Origin of the sequence: Botrimarina sp. (genome assembly GCF_040219535.1) — a bacterium.
Lineage (GTDB): Bacteria > Planctomycetota > Planctomycetia > Pirellulales > Lacipirellulaceae > Botrimarina.
Genome location: NZ_JAVJSH010000025.1, coordinates 84,211 through 109,748, shown reverse-complemented (window position 1 = coordinate 109,748; position 25,538 = coordinate 84,211). Strand labels below are relative to the sequence as shown.

Annotated in this window: 21 protein-coding genes and 1 tRNA gene; 8 read left to right on the top strand and 14 right to left on the bottom strand. The window is 71.2% G+C overall.

Annotated elements, in window-relative coordinates:
- Positions 1 to 73 precede the first annotated feature (73 nt).
- The 5 genes from RIC11_RS15485 to nadD form a co-directional block, all read right to left on the bottom strand.
- A complete protein-coding gene (locus tag RIC11_RS15485) occupies positions 74 to 1,798 on the bottom strand; it encodes a GspE/PulE family protein (RefSeq protein ID WP_350212889.1) in 1,725 nt (574 codons plus the stop codon).
- A 60-nt stretch (positions 1,799 to 1,858) separates the two neighbouring features.
- Positions 1,859 to 2,968, bottom strand: a complete 1,110-nt coding sequence (locus RIC11_RS15480; RefSeq protein WP_350212887.1) for a type IV pilus twitching motility protein PilT — start codon at positions 2,966 to 2,968, stop codon at positions 1,859 to 1,861.
- 559 nt (positions 2,969 to 3,527) lie between these two features.
- Positions 3,528 to 5,228: a GspE/PulE family protein gene (locus RIC11_RS15475; RefSeq protein WP_350212885.1), complete on the bottom strand. Its 1,701-nt coding sequence runs from the start codon at positions 5,226 to 5,228 to the stop codon at positions 3,528 to 3,530.
- A 392-nt stretch (positions 5,229 to 5,620) separates the two neighbouring features.
- Entirely contained in the window at positions 5,621 to 6,316 is a 696-nt protein-coding gene (locus tag RIC11_RS15470; protein WP_350212883.1) for a hypothetical protein, read from the bottom strand.
- Between the two features lie 298 nt (positions 6,317 to 6,614).
- Positions 6,615 to 7,193 (bottom strand): nicotinate-nucleotide adenylyltransferase, encoded by a 579-nt coding sequence (gene nadD / locus RIC11_RS15465; protein WP_350212881.1) that lies wholly within the window; start codon positions 7,191 to 7,193, stop codon positions 6,615 to 6,617.
- A 101-nt stretch (positions 7,194 to 7,294) separates the two neighbouring features.
- Here nadD and priA point away from each other — a divergent pair, with 101 nt between their 5' ends.
- The 5 genes from priA (at position 7,295) to RIC11_RS15440 (ending at position 16,602) form a co-directional block, all read left to right on the top strand.
- On the top strand, positions 7,295 to 9,613 hold the full coding sequence (gene priA / locus RIC11_RS15460; RefSeq protein WP_350212879.1) for a replication restart helicase PriA: 2,319 nt from the start codon (positions 7,295 to 7,297) through the stop codon (positions 9,611 to 9,613).
- 95 nt (positions 9,614 to 9,708) lie between these two features.
- Positions 9,709 to 11,937: a DUF8725 domain-containing protein gene (locus RIC11_RS15455; RefSeq protein ID WP_350212877.1), complete on the top strand. Its 2,229-nt coding sequence runs from the start codon at positions 9,709 to 9,711 to the stop codon at positions 11,935 to 11,937.
- Positions 11,938 to 12,007: 70 nt separating this feature from the next.
- Positions 12,008 to 12,955, top strand: coding sequence for an ABC transporter ATP-binding protein (locus RIC11_RS15450; protein WP_350212875.1), 948 nt, complete (start codon positions 12,008 to 12,010; stop codon positions 12,953 to 12,955).
- Positions 12,956 to 13,049: 94 nt separating this feature from the next.
- The gene (locus RIC11_RS15445) at positions 13,050 to 15,011 is read left to right on the top strand and encodes a UbiD family decarboxylase domain-containing protein (protein ID WP_350212874.1); all 1,962 of its coding nucleotides are present in this window, start codon (positions 13,050 to 13,052) and stop codon (positions 15,009 to 15,011) included.
- A 157-nt stretch (positions 15,012 to 15,168) separates the two neighbouring features.
- A complete protein-coding gene (locus RIC11_RS15440; protein WP_350212872.1) occupies positions 15,169 to 16,602 on the top strand; it encodes a C25 family cysteine peptidase in 1,434 nt (477 codons plus the stop codon).
- 31 nt (positions 16,603 to 16,633) lie between these two features.
- Here the strand turns inward: RIC11_RS15440 and RIC11_RS15435 are convergent, their stop codons facing one another.
- The 7 genes from RIC11_RS15435 to RIC11_RS15405 form a co-directional block, all read right to left on the bottom strand.
- Complete coding sequence (locus tag RIC11_RS15435) at positions 16,634 to 16,819, bottom strand: hypothetical protein (protein WP_350212870.1); 186 nt, start codon at positions 16,817 to 16,819, stop codon at positions 16,634 to 16,636.
- 6 nt (positions 16,820 to 16,825) lie between these two features.
- Positions 16,826 to 17,296 (bottom strand): hypothetical protein, encoded by a 471-nt coding sequence (locus RIC11_RS15430; protein WP_350212868.1) that lies wholly within the window; start codon positions 17,294 to 17,296, stop codon positions 16,826 to 16,828.
- Positions 17,297 to 17,565: 269 nt separating this feature from the next.
- Entirely contained in the window at positions 17,566 to 17,745 is a 180-nt protein-coding gene (locus RIC11_RS15425; protein WP_350212866.1) for a hypothetical protein, read from the bottom strand.
- 416 nt (positions 17,746 to 18,161) lie between these two features.
- Positions 18,162 to 18,235: transfer RNA gene (locus tag RIC11_RS15420), tRNA-Arg, on the bottom strand.
- A 47-nt stretch (positions 18,236 to 18,282) separates the two neighbouring features.
- Positions 18,283 to 18,480 carry a hypothetical protein gene (locus RIC11_RS15415; RefSeq protein WP_350212864.1) on the bottom strand — a complete coding sequence of 66 codons (198 nt, stop codon included), beginning with the start codon at positions 18,478 to 18,480 and terminating at the stop codon, positions 18,283 to 18,285.
- Between the two features lie 51 nt (positions 18,481 to 18,531).
- Positions 18,532 to 19,164: a DUF6677 family protein gene (locus tag RIC11_RS15410; RefSeq protein ID WP_350212862.1), complete on the bottom strand. Its 633-nt coding sequence runs from the start codon at positions 19,162 to 19,164 to the stop codon at positions 18,532 to 18,534.
- Between the two features lie 187 nt (positions 19,165 to 19,351).
- Positions 19,352 to 20,377, bottom strand: coding sequence for an NAD-dependent epimerase/dehydratase family protein (locus RIC11_RS15405; protein WP_350212861.1), 1,026 nt, complete (start codon positions 20,375 to 20,377; stop codon positions 19,352 to 19,354).
- Between the two features lie 96 nt (positions 20,378 to 20,473).
- Here RIC11_RS15405 and RIC11_RS15400 point away from each other — a divergent pair, with 96 nt between their 5' ends.
- Positions 20,474 to 21,646 (top strand): GNAT family N-acetyltransferase, encoded by a 1,173-nt coding sequence (locus RIC11_RS15400; RefSeq protein WP_350212859.1) that lies wholly within the window; start codon positions 20,474 to 20,476, stop codon positions 21,644 to 21,646.
- An 8-nt stretch (positions 21,647 to 21,654) separates the two neighbouring features.
- On the opposite strand, the gene RIC11_RS15395 is transcribed toward RIC11_RS15400, so the two are convergent.
- Positions 21,655 to 22,818: a fatty acid desaturase family protein gene (locus RIC11_RS15395; RefSeq protein WP_350212857.1), complete on the bottom strand. Its 1,164-nt coding sequence runs from the start codon at positions 22,816 to 22,818 to the stop codon at positions 21,655 to 21,657.
- Between the two features lie 216 nt (positions 22,819 to 23,034).
- Between RIC11_RS15395 and RIC11_RS15390 the strand changes: the two genes are divergently transcribed.
- Positions 23,035 to 24,339: a beta-ketoacyl-[acyl-carrier-protein] synthase family protein gene (locus RIC11_RS15390; RefSeq protein WP_350212855.1), complete on the top strand. Its 1,305-nt coding sequence runs from the start codon at positions 23,035 to 23,037 to the stop codon at positions 24,337 to 24,339.
- Between the two features lie 7 nt (positions 24,340 to 24,346).
- On the top strand, positions 24,347 to 24,865 hold the full coding sequence (locus RIC11_RS15385) for a DNA-deoxyinosine glycosylase (RefSeq protein WP_350212853.1): 519 nt from the start codon (positions 24,347 to 24,349) through the stop codon (positions 24,863 to 24,865).
- Here RIC11_RS15385 and can read toward each other — a convergent pair.
- Positions 24,862 to 25,509, bottom strand: a complete 648-nt coding sequence (can, locus tag RIC11_RS15380) for a carbonate dehydratase (RefSeq protein WP_350212851.1) — start codon at positions 25,507 to 25,509, stop codon at positions 24,862 to 24,864. The two genes, RIC11_RS15385 and can, sit on opposite strands and share 4 nt — an antisense overlap.
- Positions 25,510 to 25,538 lie beyond the last annotated feature (29 nt).

The following is a 25,538-nucleotide window of genomic DNA, read 5'->3' as shown; positions in this document are numbered from 1 at the left end:
TGTCAGCTTCTCTCTCGCCGGGTTGACTTGTTGCCGCCGCGGGCCGCCGGCCGGTAGCCGAAGGCCCCTTCCCTCACGCTTCCAGAACGGTCTCGCGGACCACCTCTTCGGCGGTCGTGGTCCCCTCGTACATCGCGCTCAGGCCCGCGGTGCGGAGGGTGACCATCCCCTCCTTCTCCGCCGCGTTGCGCAGCTCCTCGGTCTGGCAGTTCTGCATGATCATGTCGCGGAGGTTGTTGGACATGATCATCAGCTCGAACAGCCCCACGCGCCCCTTGTAGCCCGTGTTGTTGCAGATCTCGCAGCCCCCCCCGCGGTAGAACTTCTTGCCGCGGGTGTCCTCGTCGGTCAGCTCCAGGTCGTCCAGCAGCTCCTTGCCCGGCGTGTACTCTTCCTTGCAGTTCTTGCAGATCCGACGCACCAGCCGCTGCGCGAGGATCGCCTCGACCGTGGCCGTGATCAAGAACGTCGGCACGCCCATGTCCTTCAGGCGCGTGATCGTGCTGGGGGCGTCGTTCGTGTGCAGCGTGCTGAACACCAGGTGCCCCGTGAGCGACGCCTGGACCGCGATCTCGGCGGTCTCTAGGTCGCGGATCTCGCCGACGAGCACCTTGTCTGGGTCCTGGCGGAGGATCGCGCGGAGGCACGCGGCGAACGTGTTGCCGATCGACGCGTCGATCGGCACCTGCACGATGCCGTCGATGTCGTACTCGACCGGGTCCTCGGTCGTGATCAGCTTGTCCTCGACCTTGTTCAGCTCGGACAGGGCCGAGTAGAGCGTGGTGGTCTTGCCCGAGCCGGTCGGCCCGGTCACGAGCACGATGCCGTTGGGCTTCTTGATCGCGTCGCGGAACTGGGCCATCGTCTTCTTGTCCAGGCCGACGTTCTCGAGGCTCAGGTTGACCACGCTGCGGTCCAGCACCCGCATCACGACCGACTCGCCGAACATCGTGGGCAGCACGCTCACGCGCAGGTCGACCGGGTGGCCGCCCACGTTCAGCTCGATCCGGCCGTCCTGCGGCAGGCGGCGCTCGGCGATGTCCAGGTTGGCCATCACCTTGATGCGAGTGGTGATCGCGAACGCCAGGTGGCGCGGCGGCGGGACCATCTCGTAGAGCACGCCGTCGGCCTTGATGCGGATGCGGAACTCCTCCTCGAACGGCTCGAAGTGGAGGTCGCTCGCGTGGTCCTTGATCGCCATCAACAAGACCATGTTCAGCAGCTTGCGGACCGGCGCGCTGTCGGCCAGGGCCTCGACGCTGGTGAGGTCGATCGGCCCCTCGGCCTCCAGGGCCGCGGCGGCCGCGGCCAGCTCCTGGTCGTCCTCGAGCGACTCGACGATCGACTCGACGCTCTCGGTGTTCTCGCCGAAGTACCGCTCCAGGGCGGCGTTGATGCTCGACTCGCTCGCGACCTGGACCTTGATGTTGTGGCCCAGGAACGTGCGGAGTTCGTCCTGCACGCCGATGTTCTGCGGGTCGCACATGGCGACCGTGAGCGTGTCGCTGGCCTCGTCGAAGTGGATCGGGATGACCCGGTACATCTGGGCCATCGTGCCGGAGATCATCGCCAGCGCGTCTTTGGGGATCTTCACCTCGTGCGCGACGACCACGTCGAGCAGCATCTGCTCGGCCAGCGCCTGGGTGAGCTTCTCGTCGTCGATGAGGCCCATGTCCATCGCGACGCGCCCGATCAACAGACCGGGTTGCTGCTTCTGCTCGTCGACGAGCAGCTCGAGCTGTTCGTCGTCGATGAAGCCCATGTCGACCATCACTTGGCCGAGCCGTCGCATCGCCATGGCGTTTGCTTTCGCGGTTGGAGTCGGAAGAGGGTCGGTTGGATTGGCGGCCGGCGGCGGCTACTTGTCGTCGTCGGCTTCGCGTTCGAGCTCGCCGCCGGTCTTGTCGTACTCGGCCATCCGCGCGGCGAGCTCCTCGGGCACGTTGCACTTGGCAAGCGCGTCCTCTTTGCTGACGTCGCCGTTGCGGTAGTGGTGGAAGATGTGGTCGTCCAGCAGCTGCATGCCCTGCTTCGCGCCGGTCTGGATCGCCGACGTGATGCGGAAGATCTTGTTCTCGCGGATCAGGTTGGCGATGCCCGGCGTGACGACGAGCGTCTCGAACGCCGCGATGCGCCCGCCGCCGACCTTCTTCAGCAGCTGCTGCGAGAGGATGCCGATGATCGCCGTGGCGAGCTGCGTGCGGATCTGGTCCTGCTGGTTGGTGGGGAACACGTCGATGATGCGGTTGATCGTGCCCGACGCGCTGCTGGTGTGCAGCGTGCCGAACACGATGTGGCCCGTTTCCGCTGCCGTGATGGCGGCCTCGATGGTCTCCAGGTCGCGCATCTCGCCGACGAGGATCACGTCGGGGTCCTGACGCAACGCGCGGCGGATCGCCTCGGCGAAGCTCGTCACGTCGGTGCCGACCTCGCGCTGGTTGATCGTCGACTTCTTGTGGTTGTGCTGGAACTCGATCGGGTCTTCGATCGTGATGATGTGGTGGTCGATGTTGTCGTTCAGGTAGTCGATCATCGCCGCCAGCGACGTCGACTTACCCGACCCCGTCGGCCCGGTCACCAGCACCAGCCCACGCGGACGCGTGATCATCTTCTTGAAGACCTCGGGGATCCTCAGCTGGTCCATCGTGAACAGGTCCACCGGGATCTGCCGCAGGACCATCGCCACCTTGCCCCGCTGCCGGAACACCGACACACGGAACCGGGCCTCGTCGCCGAACGCAAAGCCGAAGTCCGTGCTGCCGGTCTCTTGGAACTCTTGCTGACAACGGTCCGGCGTGATGCTCTTCATCAGGCCCATCGTGTCGGGCTCTTCGAGCACCTTGGTCTTGAGCTTCTGCATGCGGCCGCTGATCCGCAGCACCGGGGGCTGGCCGACCGTGATGTGCAGGTCGCTCGCGCCCTGCTTCACCACCGCCGAGAGCAGCTTGTCGATGAGGATCGTGCCCATGCCGTCTTCCGCGTCGTCCCGGATAAGGGGGGGGTTAGCTCAGCCCGACGGCGGCCACCAGCCGCCCGTGCCGGGAGCGGGGGGGGCGAGCGGTGGCGCGTGTCGGTCGTGGCCGCAGTTTAGCAACAAACAGCCCGATCCGCCCGCGGACGCCTCCGACCGGCGGTCGAACGCCCCTGTGCGCCTTGCCCCCAAGGGGCGCACGGGAGCCCGTCCCGAGGGGGGAGCAGGCGGGCAGCGGGTGCGGACCGCAGTGCTGTGTTCCGTCGCCGCCGGAGGCCAAGCCGGCAGCTTAAGCATTATTCGCTCAGCAGCCGAATGGCACAAGTTTTTCGCGGCAAACGAGTTAGAGCCGCTGGGCGGGGGCTGTCGGCGCGGCGGCGCTTGAGCCGAACGCGCTGGCGTCGGGCGAACGGAGCGCCGGCCGCGACGCTTCGTTTGCCCGCGGCTAGCGCCGTCGGCTCAAGCCCAACGGCCGTCGGCAAGCGCCCTTTCTGGCTCAAGCGCCGTCGGCTCAAGCCCCGTCGGCAAACCACGAGCCACCGGCCACCGGCCACCCTCACTCCGCCTTCTTCGCGACGCGGAACACCTCGTCGAGCGTGGTGATGCCCTTGAGGACCTTGACGATCGCGTCGTCGTAGAGGGTGGTCATGCCGAGTTTGCGGGCCTCGCGGCCGATCTCTTGCGTCGACGCGCCCTGGAAGACCAGCTCGCGGACGCGGGAGCTCATCGTCATCAGCTCGAACACGCCCAGCCGCCCGCGGTAGCCGCTGCCGCCGCAGTTGTTGCAGCCGCGGCCCTTCATGAAATTCGCGTCGGCGGCCATCTCCGGCGTGATGCCGGCCGACTCCAGCTCGTACTTGGTCGGCTCGTGCGGCGCCTTGCACTTGGGGCACACGACCCGCACCAGCCGCTGCGCGAGGATGCCGATCACGCTCCCCGCCACCAGGTAGGCCGGCACTCCCATGTCGATCATGCGGGTGACCGCCCCCGGCGCGTCGTTCGTGTGCAGCGTGCTGAAGACCAAGTGACCGGTCAGCGACGCCTGGATGCCCATCGACGCGGTCTCGTAGTCGCGCATCTCGCCGACGAGGATGATGTTGGGCGCTTGGCGGAGCATCGCGCGGATGATCAGCGCGAAGTCCAGGCCGATGGAGTGCTTGACCTCCACCTGGTTGATGCCCGGCAGGTAGTACTCGACCGGGTCCTCGGCCGTGATGATCTTGCGGTCGGGGCGGTTCAGCTCGTTGAGCGACGCGTACAGCGTGGTCGTCTTGCCCGATCCGGTCGGGCCGGTCACGAGGAAGATGCCGTTGGGCCGGCGGATGAGCTGGTTGAAGACCTTGAAGTCGCGCTCCGACAGGCCCAGCTGCCGCACGCCGACCTTGATGTTGTCCTTGTCCAGCAACCGCATCACGCAGCTCTGACCGTGGTTGGTCGGCAGCATGCTCACACGCAGGTCGAGCTCCTTGCCGCCCGCGGTGATCTTGATCCGCCCGTCCTGCGTGCGCCGGCGCTCGGCGATGTCCATCTTCGCCAGGATCTTGATGCGCGAGAGCAGCGCGCCCAGCAGGCGGCGGGGCGGGCTGTCGCGTTCGACGAGCACGCCGTCGATGCGGTAGCGGATGCGGATGCGGTCCTCGAACGGCTCGACGTGGATGTCCGACGCGCGGAGCTGCACGGCCTCGCCGATCATCAGCTGCACGAGCTTCACCACGGGGGCGGAGGCCTCGTCGACCTCGTCGCCCATGTCGTCGTCGTCGCCCTCGGTCTCCGTGAAGTCGATCGCCGTGTCGGTGAACTCTTGGAGCATCGAGTCGGCCGACTCGTCCATGTTCTGGCCGTAGTTGCGGTTGATCGCCTCGAGGATGTGCTCGCGGGTCGCCAACGCGATGTCGATCTTGCGGTTCAGGATGAACTGCAGCTTCTCGATCGTCTCGAACTCGTCGGGGTCGCCGATACAGACCTTGAGCGAGCCGTCTTCGCTCTCCTCGATCGGGATCACCGCGTTCTCCCGCGCGACCGACTCGGGCACCAGCTCAACGATCGACGGCGGGATCGGCACGTCGTGCAGGTTGATGAAGTCGAACCCCCCCAGGTCGGCCTTCGCCTGGGTGACCTGCTCGTCGCTCGCGTAGCCGAGGTCGACCAGCGAGTCCTCGGGCTTGCCCTTCTTCTTCTTCGCGACGCCCGTCGCTTCGGTCCACTGGTCGGGGCCGATCACCCCTTTGTCGACGAGAAACTTTCCGAGCTTGGACATCGACGCCGACCTAGCGCAGGCAATTGATTGAAATGGTCACCGCAGCGCTCGGGCTCAACCGCTGGCAGAAGCCGACGGATCGGAGCGCAAGAAACCCGCTGCCAGCGCGAAAGTCCCTCGGCTCCCGCCGACGGCCGCAACCCTCCCGTCGCCCGCGCGCAAGCCGAGCGGCGGCTTGCCTTTACGCTAAAGCGGCCCGCAGCGGGTGTCAAACGAGCCGCGCGCCGTCGGCCCACCGAGCCCTGTCAGCTCGCCCCGCGGCCCAAAGTGACGCTCGCTGAGCCGCGACCGTATGGGAGCGACCAACCCCGCCGGCAAGCCGCCCGGTCGCTCCCTCACGGTCGCGGCTCGGTGGATCGACCTGTCTCGCTCGCCACGGTCGCGGCCACCCGCTAGTCGCGGTTGTCCCCTCGGTTTCGCTCTTCGCCGAACGCGCCGCGCTGCTCGCCGCGCCGGTCGTCGTGCCGGTCGTCGTGCCACTCCAGCCGCGGGCGGCGGTCGCCGGTCGGGCCCGGGTCGATGATGCTTTCGTCCGAGCCTCCTTTGGCCAGCTTGCGAGCGGACTTCCGCAGGGCGCCGGCCGCGTCACGCAGCGCGTCGGCTTCGCTGAACAACCCTGCCATCTCGAACCGGTGGGCGATCTGGTCCAGTTCGAAGGCCGACTCTTGCAAGAGCCGCTTCGGGTCGCGCTGGTCGTGCGGGTGGTGTAGATCGTGCGGATCGTGCGGGCGGGGCCGCGGCGCGTCGGGCGGGTGCGGCGCTCGCGGCGGGTCGCCGAGCAAGAAGGGCCCCCGCCTGACAGGGTCCGGCGGCCCGAGCGGATCACGGAACGGCTCCCGCGCCCCGAACGGCCCGGGCTGGAACTCGCCGCTGTTCCGACTCGGCGAATCCGCGCGGGGCGGGTCGCTGGCCGCTTGCCGCAGCGCTTGCGCGAACTCCCCCGGCGCGCCGGCGACGGGGCCGACCGCATCGCGGATCTCGTTGAAGGTCTCTAGCAGCTCTTTGTCGACACGGCCCCCGCGAGGCTCTTCGTGGGCGCACGCGGCAGCCGCCAGGAGCAGCGGCGCCGCCATCAGGAACCGCTTCATCGCCAGCCTCCGTCCGAGAGAGCACGAGTGATCGAGCCGCCGGCGGTCGAGCCTACCACCGGCCCTGATTGCGGACAAACGCGGCTTGTTGGCCGGCGCTGTCGGCGAGAATTGGCGGGCCGATCGCGGAGCCCGCGGTGAGGCTTCTCGCCGGCGAAAGTTTACAGGCCGTGGAGCGTGTAACGCATCACTAAACCTTTTGGCGGCAACGACTTAACCGCAAAAAAAGACGCCTCAAACGTGACACCGTGTTTTTTGAGTGGGTGTTGCGTTTCAAACGCGGCAACCCGCAATCCAGTCAGCCGGTCGCCGCGCCGTACAGCCCGTTCTGGCGGATGTACTCGAGCACGGCCGGCGGCAGCAGGCCGTCGACCGGCTCGCCGGCGGCTAGCCGCCGGCGGACCTCGCTGCTGCTGATGTCGATCGGCGGCATGGTCACCAGCACGTGGTCGACCGCCGAGTCGGGCGGGGCCTCGCCGGGACGCTGCACGACCAGCGGGGTGGCCAACCGCAACACCTCGTCCGGCTCGCGCCAGCCGGGCAGGTCGCGGAGCGTGTCGGCGCCCATCAGGAAGAAGAGCTGGTCGCCGGGCCGGGCCGCGTGCAGCTCGCGGAGCGTGTCGACCGAGTAGCTCACCCCGCCCCGGTCGATCTCGATCGTCGACACGCCGAAACGCGGCTCGCTGGCGATCGCCAGGCGGAGCATCTCGCAACGCTGCGGGTCCGAAGCGACGGGCCCCTCGGCCTTGAAGGGTTGAACCGCGGCCGGCACGAACCACACCGCATCGAGCCCCGCCTGATCGCAACAGCACCCGGCCAGCCGCAGATGGCCGACGTGCACCGGATCGAAGCTGCCGCCAAACACACCCAGACGCATGATGGAAGGAGAGGCTAGAGGCCGGAGGCGGGAGGCGGGAGGATAAGTCGGCGACGCCGACCTCTACAGCCTCCCGTCTCCGGCCTCCGGCCTCCAGCCTCTTGTCCCAACACTCGCTCTTCGACGCCGAGCCGCCTGAGTGGGAGTTGGACGCGCGGGCGACGCGGCTGGCGGCCACCGTGGTTTTTCCCAGCGGGCCGCCGGGCGAATTCGACTACGCGGTGCCCGACCCGATGGCCGACGAGCGGCGGCCCGAGTCGCTCGCCGAGCCGGGCCGGCGGGTGCGTGCGCCGCTGGGGCGTGGCGACCGGCCGCTGGTGGGGTACTGCGTGGCCGTCGGGGCGAAGGCGGTCTCGCCGGCCCGGCCGCTCAAGCCGCTGCGGGCCGTGGTCGACCCGGAGAGCCTGCTCTCGCCGGCCATGCTGCGGCTGACCCGCTGGATGGCCGACCGCTACCTCACGCCGTGGGGCCAGGTCCTGGAGGCCGTGGTTCCCTCCGGAGTGCGTGGCCGGGCCGGCACGCGCGACGTGATGCTCCTCAGCGTGCCCACGGCGGTCGCCGCCAGGCTGACGTCGCTTGATTTGCCCGAGAAACAGCGGCAGGCCTTGGAAGCGCTGGCCGCGAGCCCGAAGCCGCTTTCGCTGAAGCAGCTCGCTATGCGGGTCGACTGCACCAGCGCACCGATCAACGCGCTGCGCAAGCGAGGGCTGATCGAGTCGAGGGTCGAGCGCCTGGCGACCGACGCGCTATCGGCCGAGGACACGCCCATCGAGCGGCAGTCGCCCAAGCGGCTCAACGGCGACCAACGCCGCACGCTCGACGCGATCCTTGCGGCGGTCGACTCGGGCCAGCCAGAGACGATCCTCGTGCACGGCGTGACCGGCAGCGGCAAAACCGAGGTCTACCTGCAAGCGATCGAGCGGGTGGTCTCCTTCGGGCGGCAAGCGATCGTGCTGGTGCCGGAGATCAGCCTCACGCCGCAGACGGTCGGCCGCTTCCGCGAACGCTTCGACCGCATCGCCGTGCTGCACAGCCACCAGTCGGACGTCGAGCGGCACCGCCAGTGGCGGCGGATCGCGTCGGGCGAGGTCCAGGTGGTCGTCGGCGCCCGCAGCGCGGTCTTCGCCCCCACGCCGCACCTGGGGCTGGTCGTGATCGACGAAGAGCACGAGACCACCTTCAAGCAAGACTCCGCTCCGCGGTACCACGCACGCGACGTGGCCCTCCAGCGGACCCACGCCGAGGGCCTGCCGCTGGTGCTGGCCAGCGCGACGCCGTCGCTCGAGTCGTGGCGCCGCACGCAGCCCGACGCGCCGCCGGCGGAGCGCTACCGCTTGGCGAGCATGCCGCGGCGGATCGGCGACCGGCCGATGCCCGCGGTGCGCACGGTCGACATGCGGGTCGAGTCGGGCCACGGCGCGCGCGGCGCGCTCAGCCGGCCGCTGTGCATGGCGATCGACGAGTCGCTCCGCCGGGGCGGGCAGGTCATCCTGCTGCTCAACCGCCGCGGCTACTCCACCCACGTGCAGTGCCCCGCGTGCGGCTTCGCCCTGCGGTGCGAGCACTGCGACGTGGCCCTCACCTTCCACCGGGCCGACGACTCGGTCCTCTGCCACTGGTGCGACTGGCGCGGGGCGCCGCCGCGGGTCTGCCCGGAGTGCCAGAGCCCGCGGATCCGCTACGGCGGGCTGGGCACGCAGAAGCTCGAGGCCGAGGTCCGTGCGCGGTTCCGCGGCGCGGCGGTCGCGCGGATGGACGCCGACACCATGCGCCGCCCCGGCAGCCACGAGGTCGCGCTGGAGGCCTTCCGCCGCGGCGAGACCCAGGTCCTGCTGGGCACGCAAATGATCGCCAAGGGGCTCGACTTCCCGAACGTGACGCTCGTCGGCGTGGTGTCGGCCGACGCCGCCTTGAACCTGCCCGACTTCCGCGCCGCCGAACGCACCTTCCAGCTCGTCACCCAAGTCGCGGGCCGCACCGGCCGCGGGGCCAAGGGGGGGCGGGTCATCGTCCAGACGTTCGACCCAGACCACCCGGCGATCGCCGCCGCCACGCGGCACGACTACGAGGCCTTCGCCCGCTACGAGGCCCCGGCTCGCCAGGCGCTGGGCTACCCGCCGTACGGCGCGATGGCCCGGCTGATCGCCCGCGGCCAGAGCGAGCCGCTGGTCGGCGCGTGCCTAGAGAACGCGGCCGACGCGATCCGCCGGGCGGCCGAGTCGGCCGGCGTCGAGGCCCGCTTGGTGGGGCCCGCGCCGGCCCCGATCACCCGCTTGCGTGGCGAGTACCGCCACCACCTGCAGCTGCACTCGCCCGACGCGGAGGCCCTCCGCCGCTTGCTACGCGACGCGTGGCTGCCGCTCAAGCCGCCCGACGGCGTGCGGTGGATCGCCGACATCGACCCGACCGACATGCTCTGACCCCCCCCGGCAGTCGACGCGTCGGCCGGGCCGAGCAACAATACCCCCACGACGCTCGTCGCACCCGCTCAGCCTTGACCCACAGCCGCCCCGCTTTGACGCGACCGACCCCGATCGGCGACCGGCTCTCCCTTGTCGCCGCGGTGCTCGCGACGGTCGTCGGATCGGCCGCGGCCCTCGCCGAGGGGCCGCGCGTGTCGGCGTGCCGCCTGGGGTTGGGCGGCGAGTACAAAGCCGGCTGCTGGGCGCCGCTCACGGTGACGGTCGAAGGGGGCGACGAGCCGCTGGCCGTCGACGTGGTCGCCGCCACGCCCGACGGCGACGGCGTCGGCGTGGCCACCTTCGCGCCGGGCCGGCAGCCGATGTCGACCGAGCCGGGCCGCATCAGCGTGCAGCGGCTGTACGTGCGGCCGGGCTCGTCGATCCCAACCGTCGAGGTCCGCTTGTACGCGGCCGGCAAGCAGATCGACAAGCGGCTCTTCACGTCGGGCGCCGCCGACGCGATCGAGTCGGGCCAAGCGCTGGACCTCGGCGGCGAGACCCACACGCGGCTGTTCCTCCAGCTCGGCGGCGACCCGGGGCTCGTCGGCCAACTGCTGCCGGCCGACGTGGCCAGCCGCTGGGCGCCGCCGGCCACGGCCGCCGTGACCGACGCGGCCGACCTGCCGCGCGACGCGATCGGCTACGACGCCTTCGACACGGTGGTGCTCCTCGCCGGGTCGCGGGCCGGGTCCACCGGCGGCGGCTGGCTCGGCGCGGTCTCGCCGAGCGACCCGCGTCTGACGGCGCTCATCCAGTGGGTCGAGTCGGGCGGCCGGCTGGTGGTCTCGTGCGGGTCGGGGGGCGCCGCGCTCGTGGCGCCGGGCGGGGCGCTCGAGCCGTTCTTGCCGGGCAGGTACACCGGCCCCACGACGCTGACCGTCGCCACGCCGCTGGAGCGCTTCGCCGACGCGCCGGCCGACGCCGAGGGGATCGACCTGGCCGGCGGCTCGCTCACCGCCAGCGGGCTGGCCGACGTGCGCGGCGTGGTCGAGGCCTTCGCCGGCCGCACCACCCAGGAGGCGCCGCTCGTCGTGCGGTCGCCGCTGGGGTTCGGCCAGGTGACGTTCGTCGCCGTGGACCTCGACGCTCCGGCGATCCGGGGCTGGCCGGGCAGCGGGGCCCTGCTCAGGAAGCTCGTCGGCTACCAACCCGCCAGCGAAGAGCCCGGCTCGTACTACCGCTACGAGGTGGTCGACTCGCTCGTGTCGGTGCTCGACAACTCGTTCGCCGACGTCAACGCGACGCCGTTCTTGGCGATCGTCGGCCTGGTGGTCCTCTACCTGCTCTTGATCGGGCCGGGCGACTACTTCTTCGTGAAGAAGGTCCTCGGCCGGATGGAAGCGACCTGGATCACCTTCCCCATCATCGTCGCCGCGACCAGCGCCGCCGCGTACCTCGGCGCGTACTGGCTCAAGGGAGACAAGCTGCGGGTCAACGAGGTCGAGATCACCGACGTCGACTGCGCGAGCGGCCGCACGCGGGCGCTGGTGGTCTCGCACCTGTTCAGCCCCGAGGCTTCGCGCTACAGCCTCGCGCTGTCGCCGCGTCGGCTCGACGGCTCGGCCGACCCCGGCGCGCAGGCCCGCACCGCGTGGATGGCCACGTCGGGCGGCCGGTTCGGCGGCGCCGGCCCGACCGGCGTGCGGCCCGACTACCAGATCGACGCCACGCCGGGCGTCGGCGGCGCGGGGCCGCCGGTCGTCGGCATGCCGATCCAGGTCTGGAGCACCAAGACCCTGCTGAGCCACACCGCGGGCCAGACCGACCGGCTCGTCGACGCGCAGCTCACCCCCGACGGCGACGGCCTCGTGCAGGGCTCGATCACCAACGACACCGGCGCCGACCTGCAGGACTGCCGGCTGCTGTACGGCGATTGGGCGTGGAAGCTGCCCGACCTGGCCGACGGCGAGACCACGCTCATCGACCGCGACACCAGCCCGCTGAAGGTGACCACCCTGCTACGCAGCCAAGCGGCCACTTCGGGCCGCCGCACATGGCGGAACGTGAACAGCGTGCAGCCGCTGGCCGAGGCCCTGTCGGTCGGCAGCCGCGCGACGGGCGCCACCGAGCCGGTCAGCCGCTACCTGCCGGGCGTCGACATCGGCGCCCACCTGGACTTCGGCGCCGCGGTGCTGCTGGCCGAGGTCGCCGGCGGCGCGCAGAGCGAACTGGTGCGGGTCAGCCCGGCCACCGGGGAAACCACGACGCTCGTTCCTCAAGAAGCCGCCGACGATCACCGGACCTGGTCGTACGCGAGGTTTATCCTGCCGGTAGAGAAGTGAGCGGTTAGGTGCGAGATGTGAAAGCCCCGTCAGCCCCTCCCCACTTCCTTACACATCGAACCTTCTCCCTATGATCCAACTCCGCGGCCTCACCAAGAAGTACGGCGATCTGTTCGCCATCCGCGAGATCGACCTCGACCTGGCCGCGGGCGACGTGTTCGGCTTTATCGGCCCCAACGGCGCCGGCAAGACGACCACCATGCGGATCCTGGCCACGCTCTTGCAGCCCACCTGGGGCGAGGCCTCGGTCGCCGGCCACTCGATCTACACCGCGCCGAAAGAGATCCGCCGCGCGATCGGCTACATGCCCGACTTCTTCGGCGTGTACGACGACATGAAGGTCATCGAGTACCTCGAGTTCTTCGCGGCCGCGTACCGCATCCGCGGCCCGAAACGCCGCCAGGTCTGCGACGACGTGCTCGACCTGGTCGACCTGGGCTACAAACGCGACGCGCTCGTGACCAGCCTCAGCCGCGGCATGACCCAGCGCCTGGGCCTCGCGCGGGTGCTGCTGCACGACCCGCAGGTGCTGCTGCTCGACGAGCCGGCGAGCGGCCTGGACCCCCGCGCGCGGATCGAGATCCGCGCGTTGCTCAAGGAGCTGCGGTCGATGGGCAAGACCATCATGGTCTCTAGCCACATCCTCCCGGAGCTGGCCGACGTGTGCAACAAGATCGGCATCATCGAGCGCGGCGAGCTGATCGTGAACGCCGACGTGGCCGACGTGATGAAGCAGGTCCGCCAGCAGACGGTGCTGAAGGTCGGCGTGGCCCAGCGCGACGGAAAGAACGCCGAGGGCGCGGCCGAGCTGCTCGCCTCGCACCCGCTGGTCGACTCGGTCGAAGCCCCCGCCCAGCCCGGCGGGCCCCTCACGGTCACCCTCAAGGCCGAGGCCAACGACCCCAGCGAGGTGGCCCGCGCGTTGTTCGAGGCCGGCTACGCGCTCACGCTGCTCAAGGAAGACGAGATCAACCTCGAGACCGCCTTCATGACGCTCACGCAGGGAATCACCAGTTGAATGCGGATTGGGGATTGCGGATTGCGGAATAGCGCGCCGCCGACTTTGCCGCGCCGCCAGCAGTCCTTCCGCAATCCGAAATCCGAAATCCGCAATGCTAAGGGACTGCCTCATCGACCTGGAGCGTCACGGCCACCTGCGCCGGATCGACGCGCCGGTCGACGCCTACCTCGAGGCAGCCGCCATCCACCGCCGGGTGTTCCAGGCGGGGGGGCCGGCGTTGTGGTTCACGAACGTGGCGGGCTGCCGCTTCTCGATGGCGAGCAACCTGTTCGGCACGCTCGAGCGGTCGCGCTTCCTCTTCCGCAAGACGTACGACTCGGTCCAGCGGCTCATCGACCTAAAGATCGACCCCACGCGCGCGCTGAGGTCGCCGCTCCGCTACGCCGGCGCGCCGATCTCGGCGCTGCGGATGCTGCCGCGTAGCGTGCGCACGGGCCCCGTCTTGCAGCACAAGACCTGGCTCGGGCAGCTCCCCCAGCTCGTGAGCTGGCCGCGCGACGGGGGGCCGTTCGTCACGCTGCCGCAGGTCTACACCGAGGACCCCCACGCGCCGGGGCTGATGCGGTCGAACCTCGGCATGTACCGCATCCAGCTCGGCGGCAACGACTACGAGCCGGACCACGAGGTCGGCCTGCACTACCAGCTGCACCGCTCGATCGGCGTGCACCAAGCCGAGGCCCGCCGCTTGGGGCGGCCGTTCCGGGTGAACACGTTCGTCGGCGGCCACCCCGCCATGACCCTGGCCGCCGTGATGCCCCTGCCGGAGGGCATGAGCGAGCTGACCTTCGCCGGCGCGCTGGCCGGCCGGCGGATACCGATGATCCGCCGGCGCGAGGGCCTGCCCATCTACGCCGACGCCGACTTCGCTATCTGCGGCACGGTGGTCCCCGGCCACGAGGGCGCGGCGGGCCTGCCGCTGATGAAGCCCGAGGGCCCCTTCGGCGACCACCTGGGGTACTACTCGCTGCGGCACCCGTTCCCGGTGCTGCGGGTGGAGCGCGTGTACCACCGGCACGACGCGATCTGGCCGTTCACCGTGGTCGGCCGCCCGCCGCAAGAGGACACGGCCTTCGGCCAACTGATCCACGACCTGACCGGGCCGGTGATCCCCTCGGTGCTGCCGGGCGTGGTGGGGGTGAACGCGGTCGACGCGGCCGGCGTGCACCCGCTCTTGCTCGCGCTGGGCAGCGAGCGCTACATGCCTTTCTACGACGAGGCCCGGCCGCAAGAGGTCCTGACCCAAGCCTCGGCGCTGCTGGGCCAGGGCCAGCTGTCGCTGGCGAAGTTCCTCTGGATCGCCGACGCGGGCTGTTGGCCCGACCGCGCCGCGGCCCTCCACGACCTGCACGAGGTGGCGCCGTTCCTCGAGGCGGCGCTCCGCCGCGCCGACTGGACACGCGACCTGCACTTCCACACCCGCACCACGATCGACACGCTCGACTACTCGGGCGACTCGCTCAACGCGGGGTCGAAGGTCGTGATCGCCGCGGCCGGCCCGCCCCGGTTCGAGCTCGCCCGCCAGCTCGACGCGTCCGGCGCGGAGCTGCCCGAGGGGTTCGACGAGCCGCGCGTCGTGATGCCCGGCGTGCTGGCCGTCCGCGGCCCGAGGCTCCCCGCTCCCAGCTTCGATTACGACGCCGTCCGACGCGGCGACTCGTCGGGCCCGCAGGCGGAAGCGGACGGCTTGGCCGCGGCCGAGTCGGCCGGCGCCGCGGACATCCGGCGGCTGGTCGACCGGCTCCCGCTGGACCACCCGGCGTGCCGGTTCCGGCTGATCGTCGTGGCCGACGACCCCTCCTTCGTGGCGGCCAAGAGCGGCCGCGAGGGGATCGGCAACTTCCTCTGGACGGCCTTCACCCGGGCCAACCCGGCGGCCGACCTGTACGGCGTCGGCGCGTTTACCGATCGCAAGCATTGGGGTTGCCGCGGGCCGCTGGTGATCGACGCACGGATCAAGCCCCACCACGCGCCGGCGATGGAAGAGGACCCGGAGGTATCCGCAAAGGTCGAAGCGATGGCCGCGAGCGGAGGCCCGCTAGCGGGGCTGTTTTGACGTGTCCTTGGTCAGCGGTCCGTGGTCCGTGGCCGGGTGGCACGCCGCCCGCCTTCGAAGGAGATGGGCGTGCGAGCCGCCAGCCACGAGCACCGTCGTGACGACCCACCCCGATTGCCCGAGACACGCCGGGCGCCGCCGGCTAGGCTCGCACCCTATGAAAGCCCTCGCACTTCTTACGATCGGCTTGCTGTTGGCCTCGGCGCCGCGTGTCGCCGCCGGCGACGAGGTCGTCGTGGCCTGCCCGCGCGAGTTGCAGCCCGCGTTGGGTCGGTGGATCGCGTTCCGCCAGCGGCAAGGTTTGCGGGTGTCGATCGTCGAGCGCGTCGACCAGGCGCCTTCGCTCTCGCCGCTCGGCGGTGAACCACACGGGGCGCGGACGGTCGTGCTGGTGGGCGATGGCGGCGCCGTCGGCCCGCCGATGGCGCGGGCGCCGGCGCGGGCGGTGCACCGCTACGGGCCGGAGCAATCGATCGCCACCGACGCGTTGCTCGCCGCTCCGGCGGCGCCGGTCACGGTGGGCCGATTGCCGTTCACCGACGCGCGGTCGCTCGGCGAGTACCTCGACCGGGTCATCCAGCGCGAAACGCGGCCCGCGAACTGGGGCGACACGCGGCTGCAGATCGCCGCCGGCGCGGGGGGCTTTGGGCCGCTGGCCGACGCGGCCATCGAGGGCGCAGCGCGGCGGGTGCTGATCGAACTGGCGCCGAGCGCCTCGGAGCTGTCGTTCCAGCGGATCGACGGCGCCGCCCCCGCCGTGCCGCGGCCGAACGACAACGGTCAACCGCCACGGCGGGGCGGCGTTTGGGTCTGGCTGGGGCACGGGCTACGGGACCGGCTGCCCGGCGTGAACCCCGCCGACTTGGCTCGGCTCACCGGCGGCGCCGACATCGCGGTGCTGCTCGCTTGCTACGCGGGCGACACGGCGGCCCCGGGCCTCGGCGTGGTGGAACAGCTGCTCAGCGCAAGCGAGGGGCCGCTCGCCGTGGTGGCCTCGACGGGCGTGTCGATGCCTTACGGCAACGCACGGCTCGGCGCCGCGCTGTTGGCGGGCTGCGAGGGCGCCCGCCAGCCGAGCGCCGGGCGGTGGCTGGCCGACGCGCGAGCCGCGACGCTCGCTCCGGCCGGCACGCCGTTGCTGCAGGGGCTCGACTCGCTCGCGCGGCTGCTGGGCCCCGGCGACGCGACGCTCGACGACGAGCGGCAGGACCACGCCCGGCTTTACCAGTTGATGGGCGACCCGTTGCTCGCCATCGGGCGGGCCGCGCCGATGGAGTCGGTCGCCGAGCCACGCGTCGCGCCGGGCGGTGCGGTCACCGTGCGGGGGCGGGCGCCGATCCGGGGCCGGCTCCGGCTGACGGTCAAACGGGCAAGCCGTCCCGACCTGCCCGCGGTGGCGCGGGTCGAGCAACCGGTCGCGGCCGGGCAGCGCTTCGAGCTGGCGGCGCCGCTAGAGGACCTGGTCCGGCGCGGCGAGCTGATCGCGCGGCTGGGCGTCGAGGGGCCCGACGGCCTGGCCGTGGCTTCGCACCGGGTGCGGGTCGAAGCGGCGCCGCGAACGGCTTCGACCGGCGTGGCGACGGCCCGGTGAGCCGCGCCGGGGCTGCTCGAACAGGCGAGGGCTACGCGCCTTCGCGATGGGAGCCGCGGCGGTGCAGGCCTTCGACCGGCTTGCCGTGCTGCTTCTGCCGCGACGCGCGGCGCGCCTTGCGGCGCTCGGACCGGCCGGGCCGCGCCGATTGCCGCTCGGGTGCCGAGCGGCGTAGCGGGCCGTCTGGCGGCGGCGGGCTGGGCTGGTGGTCTGTCATGACGGCCTAACGCGCGACCGCCGAAGGGCCCGACTTGGCCGCGGCGGTGAGGGCCTCGGCGAACAGCTCAACCAAGCCGTCGTTGAACTCCGGCGACGGCACGTACGCCCAGGCGCCGTTCTGACGGGCCCAGACCTCGGTCTCGGGCGAGCCGGGCTCGTCGTAGATGAGCAGGAGTCGATCGCTCTGGCGGATCGACTCGGCAAACTGTTGGCACGCCTTGCGGACGGACTCGGCGGTGGCGCCGAGGTCGATCGCCGTGAGCTGGGTCAGCCACCGCTGGTGCTGACGCGTGGCCTCGGTCGCCGAGTCGCACTCCAGCACTCGCCAGCCGGCCGACTTGGCCGCCTTGGACAGCCCGGCGCGGCGCCCGGCGTTGGCGGCCAGCAGCAGGCAGACCGACTCGCTCGATTTCTGCCGGTGCGGACGGACCCCCTGACGCAGCGTCGTGTGGGTCGCGGTGACGGTGTGACTCATCGAATCGAACTCCGGGCGACCCGCCCCGCCTGCAGCGAGGCGCCGGCCGTCGAGGTCGCGAGGTGTAAAGCCATGGTGGAAACAGGAAGCTCCCCCCTGCTCGGGAGCCGGCGCGCGGCCCGCGGGCCCGACGCCAGCCCCCGCAGGGAGACTCGCATGCGCAACGACCAAGCGGCCAACAGCGGGGCGGGCGGATCGGCCACCCCCGTTTGGCTCGGCTCGTAACGCGACGGAACTTTGCGACCTGCCGCTCGCGGAGCGAGCGGGAGTCACCACGACATCTTGCGGCGGCGCCGCTTGTGGATGCCGTTGACCGACTGCGGGCTCTTGCCGCGTCGGCGACTCAGCGTCGGACGGCTACGCTCGGTTTCCCCTGCCCGCTTCTTGCTGGGAGACGAATTGCGGCCGTACTCGAAGTCGTCGTGTCCGTAGCTGTGGTCGGTGCTCATTGACCTTCTCCGGTTGGGGCGCGGTTGCGCGAGGGTCTGTCATCGCCCGGGCGGACCAACCGCCGCGGGGCGTGGGGACCTCCTTAGCGAGGCCTATGCCAAGCCGCGAACACGGCCGCTCCCCGAATCGCAAGCCGTTACCACAAGACGACTTAGGTCGTGGCGAATGGAGCCGCCCCCCGCGCCGTGCCGGCTGGCGAGATTCCCCGTTCTGGTGAGCCCGCCGCGGCGCACCGAGGAAAGAGGCCTTGGCCTGCGGGGTTTTCCGCCGATTCACCGAATCGGGGACCCTTCACCAGATCGAGGGCGCCCCAGCCCCAGCCGAAGCCGAAGCCCCAGCCCCAGCCCCAGCCGAATCCCAAGCCCTAGTCCCGCTGAGCGGGTGGCGGGGCGCCACAGAACGCGGCGCCAAGAAGCACGCCCGGAGGGACTCGAACCCCCAACCCCCGGTTCCGAAGACCGGTGCTCTATCCAATTGAGCTACGGACGCGTGGCCAGACCGAGTCTACCGGAGGGGAGGCCTCACCGGGAAAGGGCCTACTGGAAAAAGGCCAGCACTTCGATCACCGCGGCGATCGCCGCCATGAAGACCACCGTCCAAACGCCGAAGCTCCCCGCGTGGCGCAGAATCGACCTCAGGTCCTCGTGCCGCGTGCCGGCGTAGACCAGGCTCACGGCGGCCAGCAGCAGCGGGGCGTAGACCAAGCGGTTTACCTCGGCGAGCAGGATCAACATGCCATCGGCTCAGGAACGTCTCGGGGGGGGATCGGCGCTGCGCGCGGCTTGCTAGTCGGGCGGCGGGGAGCGGTCGCCGTTTTTCGTGGCCGGGTCGGCGCCGTCCGGAGCGTCGTCGGCGCCGTCTTTCTCGTCGGGGACCAACGGGCCGGAGTACGCGTCGTACACGACCAGCAGGTTCAGCAGGCCGGCGACGACCGTGTAGACCATGCCGACTTCAAAGCGGAAGCCCAAGTCGTACCGCCGCTTGGCCGCGCCGTCGGGGTGGATCACCCGGTTCTGCGATTCGTCGATCGACACCGGCGGGTTCGCGCCGACTCGGTCGGCCGACACCGGCGGGTAGAAGGTCGGGCCGAACATCGATGGCTCGTCGGCCAGGTACCGCGCCCGCTCGATCCAGCCCGGGATCGCCACGGCGCCGATGCCCGACTGGCAGAGGAAGGGCCAGCCGTCGTACACGTAGCTCCGGACCGGGGTGAACGGCAGGGTCGACGCGTAAACGACCTTGCCCTCGCCGATCACCATGCCGGCGGCGAACAAGCCGATGATCGACGTCATGAACAACACGCCCTTGGCGCGCCGGCCCTGATACAGGTGGCCGAGGCCGGGGACCAACCACGCTAGCAGCGCGGCGGTGCGCGGGTTGGGCGGCTGGATCGCGTCTGCGGGCGTGGGGTGGGTCACGTCGGGGGGTGGGTCACGTCGGAACGGGCGCCAGTCGCGGGTCGGAGCGAGGTCCGGGATTCTAGGCTCGGCGGGGGCGTGCGGGCTACCCGAGGCCGCGTCCGCTAGGCCGCCGGTGCTCGTCGTGCTTTGTACGGTCTTCCCGCCGTAGGGGTTCCGGCGCGTCGTGTGGCCAGAGCCACGAGCCTCACAGCCAACCGTGTTCGACGTACCAGCGGTAAGTCGCGGCGTAGTGCTCGGCGGCGGGCCGCGTGGGCGCCCAGCCGGTCTGGTCGATCAGTTTGGCTGGGTCGCAAACCCAGCCGGAGGCCGAGGCCTCGCGGAGCTTGTCCATCCCGAAAAGCGGCGCCTTGCCGCGGACGCGACCCATCAGGTCGCCGGCGAGCGCGACCGGCAAGAACGGGTACTTGCGCCGGCGGAAGACCCAGGCCGTTTTGCCCATCGCGGCGGCGGCCATCTGGCCCATTTCGGCGTAAGAGGACACCGCCGGATCGGCCGCGTAGTAGAGGCCGTGGGGGTCGCCTTCGGGCCCGCCGGGCGCGAGCCGCTCGCCGTGCTGGGCGACCGCGAGCAAGGCCTCGACCAGGTCGTCCGCGAACACGAGCGACAACGGCAGCCCCCGCCGCTGCGGCACCACGTGCAGGCCGGTGCGCCGGATCGACTTGAAGAGGATCAGCCCGTCGCGGTCGCCCGGGCCGAACACCACCGGCGGGCGGACGATCGAGATCGGCGCCGCGCCGGCCAGGCGGCGCGCTTCGCGTTCGGCGGCCAGCTTGCTGCGGCCGTAGTTGGAGATGGGCGCCGGCGGGGAGGCTTCGTTGTGCGGCGCCTGGGGCGTCGAGGGGCCGGCGGCGGCCAGCGAGCTGGTCATCACGACGGTCGGCGCGCCGGCCTCCGCGGCGGCGCGGAGCAGGTTGGCCGTGCCTTGGGCGTTGGCCGCGTGGAAGTCTTCGTAGCGCACCGCGTGGGTGAGGCCGGCCAGGTGGAAGAGCCGCTCGGCGCCGCGGCCTTCGAACGCGCCGCCCAGCGCCGCGATCAGGCCGCGCGGGTCGTCCAGCTCGCCGCGGCAGAGGGCCACGCCGAGTTCCTCGAGCGGCCCGGTGCGGCTGGCGGCGCGCACCAGGCAGGCGACCTCGTCGCCCCGCTCGACCAGGCGCCGCACGAGGCGCTTGCCGATGAAGCCGGTCGCGCCGGTCACGAGCGTTCGCGGCATCGGGCGGTGGCGGGCAGGAGGGGGCGGAGGTTGTGACGGGTGGCCGGGCGTGCGAGTTTATCGGCCCTTCGCTCTTTGTCCCACAGCGGTGCGCCGATGCCAGACGCTCCCCGACCCGCCGATCGCCCGCTGGTGGTGCGGCCCGTGACGACCCGCGCGATGCGGCGCGACTGGCTGGAGCTGCCGTGGAAGGTCAACCGGGGCGACCCGATGTGGGTCCCGCCGCTGCGCGACGTGCAGCGGCGGTTGGCCGGTTTCGGGCGGCACCCGGCGTGGGACGGGGCCAGCATCGCCGCGTTCTTGGCGACCCGCGGCGGCGAGCCGGTCGGCCGGATCGCGGCGATCGAGAACCGCGTGCACAACCAGACGCACGGCGACAAGACGGGTTTCTTTGGGTTCTTCGAGTGCTTCGACGACGAGGCGGCCGCCGCCGGGCTGTTCGCCGCGGCCGAGGCGTGGCTCGCGCGGCGGGGCCTCCACGCGTGCCGCGGGCCGATGAACCCGACCATCAACTACGAGCTGGGCACGCTCATCGACGGCTTCGACACGCCGCCGTACTTCCTGCTGACCCACAACCCGCCTTACTACCAGCGGCTGATCGAGTCGGCCGGCTACGGCAAGGGGCACGACCTGTACGCGTACCGCGGCGACACGTCGATGCTGGACCGCTTAGCGCACGACAAGAAGCTGGTGACCGTCGACGAGATGGTCCGCGAGCGTTTCGGCGTGACCGTGCGGCCGATGCGGCCCAAGCGGTTCGCCGACGAGATCGAGACGTTCCTCACGATCTACAACCGCGCGCTCACCCAGACCTGGGGCTACGTGCCGATGTCGCGCGCCGAGGTCCAGCACTTCGGCGCCGACCTCCGGCGGCTGCTCGTGCCGGAGCTCGCCCGGATCGCCGAGGTCGACGGCAAGCCGGTCGGCTGCGTGTTCGGGCTGCTCGACTACAACCCGCGGATCCGCGCGATCGACGGGCGGCTCTACCCGCTGGGTTGGGTCCGCCTGCTGAGGAACAAGACCCAGATCCGCCGCATCCGGATGGTGAGCACCAACGTGCTGCCGGAGTACCAGAGCTGGGGCGTCGGCGTGACGCTCGTGGTCGACATGCTCGAGCCCTGCCTGTCGCACGGGATCACCGATTGCGAGTTCAGCTGGGTGCTCGAGTCGAACAACCTGAGCCGCAAGACGATCGAGAAGGGGGGCGCCCAACGCTACAAGACGTGGCGCGTGTTCGAGAAGGCGATCTCGCCCCAGCCCGCCGGGTGAACGCGGCCTCACGCCGCGCCGGCCACGTCGCGGTCGCGGCGCGTTGGGCGATCGCTCTGCGGGAGGGCGATCCCCGATGGTTCCTGCGCCGGGCGGGCCTCGCGCGTGCGGCGCCAGAGGTCGAGCAGCGTGTGCCCCAGGCCCGGGCTGACCGTCTGCCGGTACGGCGAGTCTTCGGGCAAGCCACGCATCAGCTTGTGGTGGACGCGGTCCATCGCGTGGTACGGGAGCGAGGGGAACAGGTGGTGCAGCGCGTGGTACCGCAGCCCGACCGGCGCCCAGAGCGTGGTCAGCCAAGGGCGGTGCGGGAAGTTGATCGAGTCGAGCAGTTGCTCGGTGAACGTCATCGGCTGGTCGCCCGCCGCGCGGCGGTCGTACACGTAGCGGTGCGCGCCGAGCGTGCGGACCGCGTTGATCAGGATCACGCTCACCGAGACCGCGTACAGCCGCACGAGGACATACGGGTCGGCCGGCCCCACGCCGAACCACCCCCCGACGACCAGCGCGCCGGCCACGAGCAGGAACACGAAGCAGGAAACCTCCTGCGAGCGGATCAACCGCCGCTGCCGGTCGCTGGGCAGCGGACGCACGTACTTGGGGTCGATGATCATCGAGCTGGCGTGGCGGTGCACCCAGTCGCGGACCGGTCCGCCGAACCAGGTGAGCGGCGTCAGCACGCCGAACCGCACGATCGCCAGGATCGGGATCACGAAGCTCTGCGCTAGGTAGCCGATCGCGTGCCACACGGGGCGCGAGCCGAAGGGCAGGTACTCCCCGTCGTGGCTGGTGCCGTAGTGGCGCCGGCGGTGGTGGTCCAGGTGCGTCTGGTAGACGAACGTCGGGATCATGAACGGCACGCCGACCAGCGCGTTCCACGCGGCGCGGAAGCCCCGCAGCTCGCGCTCGGGCTGGTGAGCCAGCTCGTGGATGAACAGCGCCGCCCGGTAGCCCAGGATCACCGCGGCTGCGAAGCCGATCACCCACAACGGGCTGCCCAGCGGCGTCAGGCGCATGGCCTGGAAACCGGCGATCATCCCCGCCCAGCTAGCGATCAGGTCCGCCCAGTAGATGGCCGGCCGGGGTCGCAGGTCGTCGTCGGTCAGCAGCGACCGCGCCTGACGCATCGAGAAGGCGGGCGCGTCGGGGGCCGTCGCGTGGTTTTGGTCGGACATCGAAAACCGAAGGGCTGCGTGGCGGTGGCTCGGTGGCGGCGATTCGCGCGACGCGGGACCGTGCGGTTCACCGACAACTAAAGGGCGTGGCGCCCGGCTTGCAAGAGCCGCCCCCCCGCCCACGATCCCGCTGGGGAGGCTAGACTGCCCAGATTGTTAAATCGGCCGCCGGCCGTCACGCCCTTTGCCAAAGCCCCGAATCGTACGACCGAACAGATGCCCGAGGTGCTGATCACCGGCGTGGGCGTCGTCTCACCGATAGGGATCGGGGTCGACGCTGTGGCCGAATCGCTACGCGAGCGCCGCACCGGGATCGACCGGATCGCGGAGCTGGCCGAGGTGGGTTGGATCGCGCCGTTTGGGGGACGGGTGACGGACTTCGATCCGAAGAAGTACGTGCAGCCGCGGAAAAGCCTCAAGGTCATGGCGCGCGAGATCCAGTTGGCCTTCGCGGCCGGAGAACTGGCCTGGGCCGATTCGGGCTTGGAGGACACTTCGGTCGACCCCGAGCGGGTGGGGGTCGTCGGCGGCGCGGGCCTGCTCTATTGCGACCTGGAGGAGCTCGCCGCGCCGCTCGCCGAGAGCCTCAACGCGCAGGGCGAGGTCGACCTGGTCGAGTGGGGGGAGCGGGGCCTGCGGCAGCTGTTCCCGCTGTGGATGCTCAAGTACCTGCCCAACATGGCCGCGTGTCACGTGGGCATCCGCCGGCAAGCGTTCGGACCGACGAACACGATTTCGCTGGGCGACGTGTCGAGCCTGCTCGCCGTCGGCGAGGCGGCGGCCGCCATCGAGCGTGGCGCGGCCGACGTGATGCTCGCCGGCGGCACGAGCACCAAGCTCGACCTGACCGACCTGTTGTTCCACGGCGGCGCCGGCCTGAGCCGCCGCGCCGACGACCCCCGCGGCGCGTGCCGGCCGTTCGACGCGGAGCGCGACGGAGCGGTCGCCGGCGAGGGGGCCGCGTACTTCGTGCTCGAGAGCCGCGAACACGCCGAGCGACGCGGCCTGGGCGTGCGGGGCGGCGCCGCGTGGGGACGCGTCGCGTCGGTCGCGACGCGGTTCGAAGACTCCGTCGCGTCGCGGCGCCCGACCGGCAAGTCGATCGCAGCCGCGGCCGCGGCCGCGCTCGACGCGGCCGGCGTCGGCGCCGATCGGCTGGCGTTCGTCAAAGCCCACGGGTCGAGCCGCCGGGAGTCGGACGCCGTCGAGGCGCAGGCCATCGCGCGTGTCGTCGGCGACCGGCCGGTCACCGCGCCGACCAGCTACGTCGGCTCGTCCGGCGCGGCCGGCGGGGCCGTCGAGCTGGCGCTGGCGCTCGTCGCGTGGCGCGACGGGCTGGTCCCGGCGACGCTGAACTACACCACGGCGGACCCCGATTGCCCGCTGAACGTCGCGGCCGAGCACCGCGACGCCGAGGGTTCCTCGATCCTCGCGCTCAACTACGCGCTCACGGGCCAGTCGGTGGCCGCGGTGATCGCCGCCGAAGACGGCCCGCGGCGCGCGCCGTCGGGCGGGGGCTGAGGCGCCCATGGCGGCCGCGCCGCTCGCCCGCGGCTTCCCCCCGATCGCGCGCGCCGACGCGGTGCGGCTGGTGCTCGGGTCGATGCCCGGCGCGGCGTCGCTCGCGGCGGGCCAGTACTACGCGCACCCGCGCAACGCGTTCTGGCCGATCATGGGCGAGCTCTACGGCGCGGGCCCCGCCCTGCCCTACGCGGACCGCCAGCGGCGGCTCTGCGAGGCGGGCGTCGCGGTGTGGGACGTGCTCCGCAGTTGCCGACGGCTGGGGAGCCTCGACGCGTCGATCGACGCCGCGTCGGAGCAGGCGAACGACTTCGCCGCGTTCTTCCGGCGGCATCCGCGCTCGCAGTTGGTCGCGTTCAACGGGCAGAAGGCCGAGCAAGCCTTCCGGCGCCACGTCGCGCCGGTGGTCGCGGAGGAGCTGGCGCGCGTGCGGCTGGTGCGGCTGCCGTCGACCAGTCCGGCGCACGCGGGGCGGAGCTTCGAGCAGAAGCTGGCCGCGTGGCGCGATGGTCTGGTCGGCGGCTAGGCGGTCTGTTGGTTTGGGTCGAGGCGGTAGGCGACGTCCAGCTCCGAGGGGCCGGTGATGCACGCCCCCAGGTCGCGGAGCAGCCCGTCGCTGAGCCCGTAGATCCAGCCGTGCACGCAGAGCGATTGGCCGTCGCGCCAGGCCTGTTGCACGATCGACGTGTGGCACACGTTCTTCACTTGCTCGAGCACATTGAGCTCGCAGAGGCGATCGACGCGGGCGGCGTCGTCGGGCAGGCGGGCGAGCTCGTCGGCGTGTTTCTGCCGCACGTCGCGGATGTGGCGGAGCCAGTTGTCGATCAGCCCGATCGGCTGGTCCGCCAGCGCGGCGCCGACGCCGCCGCAGCCGTAGTGGCCGCACACGATGATGTGCTTGACCCCCAACACCCGCACCGCGTACTCGATCACCGACAGGCAGTTCAGGTCGCTGTGCACGACCACGTTGGCGATGTTCCGGTGGACGAACACGCCGCCCGGCTTGAGGCCGATGATCTCGTTGGCCGGCACGCGGCTGTCGGCGCAGCCGATCCACAGGTACTCGGGGCGTTGTTGCTTGGCGAGCTCGTGGAAGAACTCGGGGCTGATGGACGTTTGCCGGTTCGCCCACTCGCGGTTGTTGTCGAAAAGCTGGGGGAGTTCTCTCATGGTGGGCCTCGCCGGAACGGGCGTGGGGG

Coding starts and splice junctions, on each gene's coding strand:
- nadD (WP_350212881.1), bottom strand. CDS start 7,193: ATGCGTCTGGGTGTGTTTGGCGGCAGCTTCGATCCGGTGCACGTCGGC.
- RIC11_RS15480 (WP_350212887.1), bottom strand. CDS start 2,968: ATGGGCACGATCCTCATCGACAAGCTGCTCTCGGCGGTGGTGAAGCAG.
- RIC11_RS15485 (WP_350212889.1), bottom strand. CDS start 1,798: ATGGCGATGCGACGGCTCGGCCAAGTGATGGTCGACATGGGCTTCATC.
- RIC11_RS15390 (WP_350212855.1), top strand. CDS start 23,035: ATGCCCGAGGTGCTGATCACCGGCGTGGGCGTCGTCTCACCGATAGGG.
- can (WP_350212851.1), bottom strand. CDS start 25,509: ATGAGAGAACTCCCCCAGCTTTTCGACAACAACCGCGAGTGGGCGAAC.
- RIC11_RS15415 (WP_350212864.1), bottom strand. CDS start 18,480: ATGTTGATCCTGCTCGCCGAGGTAAACCGCTTGGTCTACGCCCCGCTG.
- RIC11_RS15450 (WP_350212875.1), top strand. CDS start 12,008: ATGATCCAACTCCGCGGCCTCACCAAGAAGTACGGCGATCTGTTCGCC.
- RIC11_RS15440 (WP_350212872.1), top strand. CDS start 15,169: ATGAAAGCCCTCGCACTTCTTACGATCGGCTTGCTGTTGGCCTCGGCG.
- RIC11_RS15400 (WP_350212859.1), top strand. CDS start 20,474: ATGCCAGACGCTCCCCGACCCGCCGATCGCCCGCTGGTGGTGCGGCCC.
- RIC11_RS15435 (WP_350212870.1), bottom strand. CDS start 16,819: ATGACAGACCACCAGCCCAGCCCGCCGCCGCCAGACGGCCCGCTACGC.
- RIC11_RS15385 (WP_350212853.1), top strand. CDS start 24,347: ATGGCGGCCGCGCCGCTCGCCCGCGGCTTCCCCCCGATCGCGCGCGCC.
- RIC11_RS15470 (WP_350212883.1), bottom strand. CDS start 6,316: ATGAAGCGGTTCCTGATGGCGGCGCCGCTGCTCCTGGCGGCTGCCGCG.
- RIC11_RS15475 (WP_350212885.1), bottom strand. CDS start 5,228: ATGTCCAAGCTCGGAAAGTTTCTCGTCGACAAAGGGGTGATCGGCCCC.
- RIC11_RS15445 (WP_350212874.1), top strand. CDS start 13,050: ATGCTAAGGGACTGCCTCATCGACCTGGAGCGTCACGGCCACCTGCGC.
- RIC11_RS15395 (WP_350212857.1), bottom strand. CDS start 22,818: ATGTCCGACCAAAACCACGCGACGGCCCCCGACGCGCCCGCCTTCTCG.
- RIC11_RS15425 (WP_350212866.1), bottom strand. CDS start 17,745: ATGAGCACCGACCACAGCTACGGACACGACGACTTCGAGTACGGCCGC.
- RIC11_RS15430 (WP_350212868.1), bottom strand. CDS start 17,296: ATGAGTCACACCGTCACCGCGACCCACACGACGCTGCGTCAGGGGGTC.
- RIC11_RS15405 (WP_350212861.1), bottom strand. CDS start 20,377: ATGCCGCGAACGCTCGTGACCGGCGCGACCGGCTTCATCGGCAAGCGC.